The organism is Pseudoalteromonas sp. SG44-17 (assembly GCF_014164235.1).
Classification (GTDB): Bacteria; Pseudomonadota; Gammaproteobacteria; order Enterobacterales; family Alteromonadaceae; genus Pseudoalteromonas; species Pseudoalteromonas rhizosphaerae.
Window position 1 is genome coordinate 1 of sequence record NZ_JACJEV010000065.1, and the last position, 5,973, is coordinate 5,973.

At 42.4% G+C, this 5,973-nt stretch carries 5 protein-coding genes and 1 pseudogene; all 6 read right to left on the minus strand.

Annotation, left to right across the window (positions count from 1 at the left end; translation table 11 throughout):
* Positions 1-277: 277 nt before the first annotated feature.
* Positions 278-622, minus strand: a complete 345-nt coding sequence (locus H5182_RS21715) for an immunity protein YezG family protein (protein ID WP_182760623.1) — start codon at positions 620-622, stop codon at positions 278-280.
* Positions 623-653: 31 nt separating this feature from the next.
* A complete protein-coding gene (locus H5182_RS21720; protein ID WP_182760624.1) occupies positions 654-1,154 on the minus strand; it encodes a hypothetical protein in 501 nt (166 codons plus the stop codon).
* 33 nt (positions 1,155-1,187) lie between these two features.
* Entirely contained in the window at positions 1,188-1,937 is a 750-nt protein-coding gene (locus H5182_RS21725) for an Imm49 family immunity protein (RefSeq protein ID WP_182760625.1), read from the minus strand.
* Positions 1,938-1,948: 11 nt separating this feature from the next.
* The gene (locus H5182_RS21730; protein ID WP_310741417.1) at positions 1,949-2,701 is read right to left on the minus strand and encodes a hypothetical protein; all 753 of its coding nucleotides are present in this window, start codon (positions 2,699-2,701) and stop codon (positions 1,949-1,951) included.
* A gap of 397 nt (positions 2,702-3,098) precedes the next feature.
* Positions 3,099-3,959: an immunity 49 family protein gene (locus H5182_RS21735; RefSeq protein ID WP_182760626.1), complete on the minus strand. Its 861-nt coding sequence runs from the start codon at positions 3,957-3,959 to the stop codon at positions 3,099-3,101.
* Between the two features lie 13 nt (positions 3,960-3,972).
* Positions 3,973-5,973: pseudogene (locus H5182_RS21740) on the minus strand (type IV secretion protein Rhs); the annotation flags it as partial.

Consider the following 5,973-nt stretch of genomic DNA (forward strand, 5'->3'; position numbering starts at 1 on the left):
TTCTATGAATTGGCGGCCAGACTGTTTGGCGTTTAGCTCAAAGTAATGTTCACTGGCAAGGGTTTGTAAAATAACTTTTGGCTCATTGTCGTCATCATCAAATAGTAGTTCGTTGTGGGCTGCGGGGGAATTATGTCGCGGGGTAAACCCGCTGCTACGAATGCGTAGACTCGAATTTACTTGTGCAAAAATGAAAGGCAGGGCACTAATCAGCGGCTGTATTAGCGCTTAGCCTAACAACATCCATGTTGTTAAAGAGCGGGTAAATCAGTATTGTTTAATAAGTTTGCTGTGCAGTGATAACGCCATCATCGGTATTATCACGCTCAAAGTTGAGATTAAATTGGCCTTGGTGATTAATGGTAAAAATAGCCCGCGTCCATTTTTCTGGTTGGTGCTTTGTGGCTTTATCAAATACTTGTTTGAATAAATCGACTATCTCGTCTGTCACGGTAATCGGCTGTTCGCTTTTATCAGCAGCAGTTTGATAATGCGCTTTGCATTGAAGTACGTTTTCATCTTCGCAATTTAAAATGAGTTGTGCTTCAAGCCACGGCTCTTTTATTTGCTGATAAAGGTACTGACCGAGTTGTTGTGGGATGTTTTTTATTTCAGGTTGCATGTGCTGTCCTTAGCGTTTTCTATATAATTAATTATTGCTCAATGAGAACGACGATTGATTTACCTTGCTCAGCTGCATCTCTAAAGGTTACAAAGTATTTATCTCGAACTAGCTCATAGGCTTCGGGGTTTACTTCATCGACTCCATCTTTTTCAATTTCAGCGATAATGTGCTGCCCCTCTAAGCTATCAATATCGAAGCTATATTCTTGTTGCATTATGTCATATAAATCTCTCACCATATCGGCTGGGAAAAAGCCGAAAGTGCCGCTAATGTCAGCGTCAGGCGGAAGCAGCTTATGGGGAAAAAAATTGAAGCTAGCAATCAGTAATAAACGGCTATTACCTGCGATAGCGTCCCATAATTGCAGTGCGGGTTCAAAACCGCGCAGATTTATTTCGATTGACTGCCAATGAATTGCTTCTTCTTGAGTAATTTCAAGTAATTGTTGGTATTTACTTTCATCATCACCGTCAAGCGTAGTAGGGTAACTATCTTCGTCAATAAGTGATAAGTGAATTAAACTGCTCATAGATAATAGGCTCGTGTTGTGTGATTATCGAAACTAATCAATTAAAAATAAAGGTAAATAAAGTGAATCAGTTTGGCATTGCCAACCATGTATATCTTTGCCCAATTTAGCCATGGTTAGGGCGTTTAAACAAATAAATCCTTCTATCATGTCTTTGTAGTCTCCAAACTTACATTCATCAGTGTGCCAAGCCACAGCCTTGTCAATTGATGACTGCCATAATGCCTTATCACCTGAAACAAGCCCACTAATGGCTTGTGATAATGGGAGGATATATTGCTGCACGTTTTTGTCTTTGGTAGTTTTAGCTTCACTTAGCGCTGCATCTATATCTGATTGAGCGGGTGTTTGACCTGTGCCTATTTGCATTAGAAGGTGGTCGTAAAGATAACATGCTTGATTGATAATATTGCCTTTCGGTAATGACCAGTTACTGTTACTTAATTTCTCAATAATGTCTGGCTCAGCAAACAGTATGACAATATTGAGCTCTTGTTGTATAGTCCAATCATTATTGTGGGTTTTTAATTCAGGATCAAATCCACGTAAAAAAGCATAAGGAGCTGTTTTTTTCAGGTTAGGTTTAACTTCATCGAAATTTTCAAGCCAATAATTTAAATAAGCCAATTCAATATATTTACCTGTTACTACAAAGGTTGCCTGCTGTCTATCATATGAACTCAAATTTAAGTCGTGTATTTGTGGCTCCCGCTTTGCTAATACTTTTGGAGCGCGTTTAAAAACACGTTCATAATCTTCTTCAAATTTATTTAACTTTAACATTTCTACTTTCTCTAAGGTAAAGGTTGTAATTTTGCACCAACTACGTTGCTATGTTCTTCAACTGCTTCAATCACCAATTTTTTAATATCTGGCTCTTGATCTTCTATTGCATCTAACAAATCTTGCCCAAGTTGGTTTCGTTCTGGATACTTTTTAGAGTTTTTCATAGCTTGCATATTAGCTTTTATCCATTTATCAGACATCTGCTTCCCTTTGGTACTTGTTTCTTGTAGCTTAGCACCAGGCCCTTTGGCTTCAACTATAAAATATTCGAGTACATTGCCGTCTTTATCACGCTTTGCCCAAATTTGGTCGACACCGGGGCCTGGGCCAAAGCCAAGCTCCATTTGTGCAGGAGGAGGCGGTTTAGAAAAGTGTTTTTCCATATAGGCACTTGCTGCACGTTCACCTTTAACCTCAGTAAGCTTCGCTTTAAATGCGCCAATACGTCGATTTGGATCGCCATTTTCAATCGCTTTTGCTAGTTTTTTCTTATAAAGAGCTTCGTACTCTGCTAAGTTTTTATAATGGGCATCAAGAGCTGGGTTTCTGACTCGCTTAAGCGCTGCAGCCCCCTTTAAATCATTCCCTTTCGGCGGCTTTAATTCATTGGCTACCGTCTTCTTCGGTTTGCCCACTACACCCGTGCTTGCCGGTGGCTCAAACTCATCGAGGGCTTTGTTTACGCGATTGCCAATTTCATTTGCGGCATTTTTTACCCCTTGGTCTATTTGCGGGGTGACTTCATCAAGCTGTTTGACCATGGCTTGCATGCCGTCAATGGCCGAGTCTGGCAGTAGGAGGTCGTATTTCCAGCTGGTTGAAATGTCATTAAGAGTATCTCTAAAGCTTTTAATAATTGCTTTTACTTCAATGGCGGCTTGTTTGCCTAAATCCTGCCAGTTTATCTCCCGTAAGTATTTTACTGGGTCGCCTTTGGCTACTTTCGTTGGGTATAAAGCCGGAACACTGCAATAGCGGCTTCCATGGACTCACCGCTGTTTTTAATCACGACTTTACCCGCACCTTTTACAGCAGAGTATTAAAGCGTTTATGGAGTAAAAGCTAATGAAAGGCTAGGACGCTAGTCTTTAAAAAACTGTAGCGTCTAGCCTTGCAACATCCATGTTGTTAAAGAGCGGGTTTATTTATACGTTCAGTTTATTCTGGTTTTGGTGGGTTTACATTGATTAACCAATCAGGAATATACTCATTTTCAACGCTGAGCTGATAGCCTTTGACTTCTTTGGCGATAACGGCCATTGCTATAAGGGGAATCGCTAAACCTCCTCTACGGCTGCCCAAGCGCTCTTCATCACTGTAATATTCTTGGTGCAGTAACAAGGCTTTTTCCATGGCGCTATTGTAGGCTTGCTCACCGTCTTCGGTGAAAATCGCTTCGATAACAGAGACCAACGGCCACTTGAGGCGGCTGGCATATAAATACGCTTCATCAATAGGGTAATCATCCGGATTTGAGGTGACATACGCTTGCTCAAGCAGGTGCGCTAAGTCGGCGCTTGGGGCGAACAGTCCTTTGAGCAAATCAGCTAAGGCATAATCAAACGGTTTGAGTTGATTGCCGTAATTAGAGTTTACAAACACCTCATTGTCGATGGTGGTTAAAAAATCTATGGCCTCTTGGTTGCGTACGATAATCGCGGCATATAAAGCAAGTAGCCAAACAGGGTGCTCTGCGTTTTCAGGGTTTTTCTTGCCAATCACCTCTAGGTATTCATCGTCATAAAAAAATGGAAAGGCTTGACCATCATTGGCGTTACTTTGGAAAATACCGAGGCCTAATTGTGATGCGCGTAACAAGTAAAGCCAGGCATGGTAGCTATTAGGGTTTTCAATGGCTTCCATTGGAAAGGTGTCTATCAGGTTGCGCTTAAAATGATTGTGTAGCCCATGACTGGGATCTTCTTGAATACGGCCAAGCCCCCCCTCTTGCAACCTATTGTATAATTTGATTGCTCTTTCATAGCTTCTTTGTGCAAAGCTGTAATGGCTTTTAATCATTTAAAATAACTCCTTAAAATCCGATATCAAAAATAGACACATCAATGGTCTCGATTAAGCCATTGTCATTGGCCTTTTGTTGTATGCCAATATACTCTAGGGCTTTGTTCTCTTTTGCAATTTCTAACTCATCCAGCATATCTTCAATGCCTTCAACCTGCTCAGTAAACGCTTCTTCGCCGACTTTACCATAGCGAGGGTCTTTTGTGAGTGTATCTAGTTTAGTTGTGTAATTATCAATCACTGAATCCATGTACTTGGCAGAGCCTTGCTGTGCACGTTCCTCTCCAGCTATTCTGCTACCCCATGTTGCATTACCGCCTTTGGCTTCCATGATAAGGACTTTACCATCGTCAGTGACATACACTTGGTCAAATTCACCTTGTTTGCCTTTGTTGTCGGGTATTTTGGTGGTTAACGATTCGGCGTTAGGGTAGTTTTGCTGTACATAAATACGGGCGGCTTCTTCACCTAAGTCTTCACTGGCCAGTCGCATGGCTTTTTGTGCATCTTTTAATGCATCAGCGTCGCCTGCCAGTAATGCAGCGTCACGTTGTGCAACGGCTTTATTACGTGCTGTTTCGAGTGTTTTTAAACGCTTTCTTGCTGCTGAGTCTAAGTTGCTGTGTTTAATTTTAAGTTTTTGTGAAATGGTGTTAAACACATCGATTTGGTCAGATACAGTAACTAACGCGCCATTTTCATAACGCAGTTTCGGTGGTTTACTCCCATCTATGCGCTGTATGATAACTTTACCGTCTGCATTGGTGTATGCACGGTAGTTGCCACGAATATCATCGGGAAGATTCTCTAATAAATAGTCAGCATGGGCTTTGGCTGACACCTGCGTGGTTACGCCTCGGTTGGTACCTGGTTGTAATGTCGCATCGGGTTTGTCAATGTGCTCAATTAATTTAGGTTGCTCAGGCGACACGGTATGCGAGGTGGTTTTGTTAAGTTGCTTGCGTTTGAGTATGTCGGCCATCTCGACTAATGAGCGATTCGCATTGACGAGATGCTTGGATTTACTTGCCGCAGAGGCTGCGGCTCCCGCACCGCCCGTTAACAGCGCTAATAATATCTCAAACGCCATAACACCGGTTAAACGTTGTTTATCAACGTAGGAATGCGCTTCAATATAGTCATACGGGAAGCGCGCTAATGCACTGCGGGTGTCTGCATCGTCCATTAAGGCAAGTAATAACTCAAACGCCTGTGATAATGCGCTGGTCGTTTTTTGGCTAAAGGCTAAAATGGTTTCAAGTTCTTGTTTAACCGCGTGTTTATCACCACTTGCAACGGCGTCAATCATCCTAAAACAGGCCGAATACACACTGATATTGATATCAATCCCCAGTACGACTAAATCAGCGATACCCGTTACAAGGGATTTAGCGCCTTGATACAGACCCGTTGCTCTTGCGCCGGTTTCAATCATCCATTGGGTAAAAAAGTCTTCTTGCTCAAAAATGGCATCCCCAATCGCGGCTTGCCTGCGAATTTCATCAAGCATGGAGGTAAGGTGTTGATTGAATTCTTTGCGCAATAGAATAAGGCGTTGCTCATCGGCTTGGGTGGTTGCTGATAATGTCACTTGGCTTTTACCTTGTGGTAAATTAGCCAAGGTTGCTACGCCATTCGCCAGGGTGCCGGTGTGTTCAACACCATCATTATCAATAATATGGTAGTCAACACCTTCAATGGCAGAGCCATCATCGTAGAAGTATTCAAGTTCAAGCTGAGCGAGTGAGCCTGCAGATAGCGTATTGTCACTTAAATCAAACGCGGTGATTTGACTAATACTCGCAGGACTTGAGGCACTTGGGCTACTGGCTGTTTGCGGGCTTTCTATATCGTAATCAACTGGCCCATCAAAGGTGACAATGTTGCTGTCGAGGGTGAGTATATTGGTAGCGATGATGGTGGCGTTGCCTTGGCTATCGAGTTTAATTTCGCCGCCGGCGTTATGAATGATTAAATCGCCTTGCCCAGAGCCTGTGATGTTAATTGACTT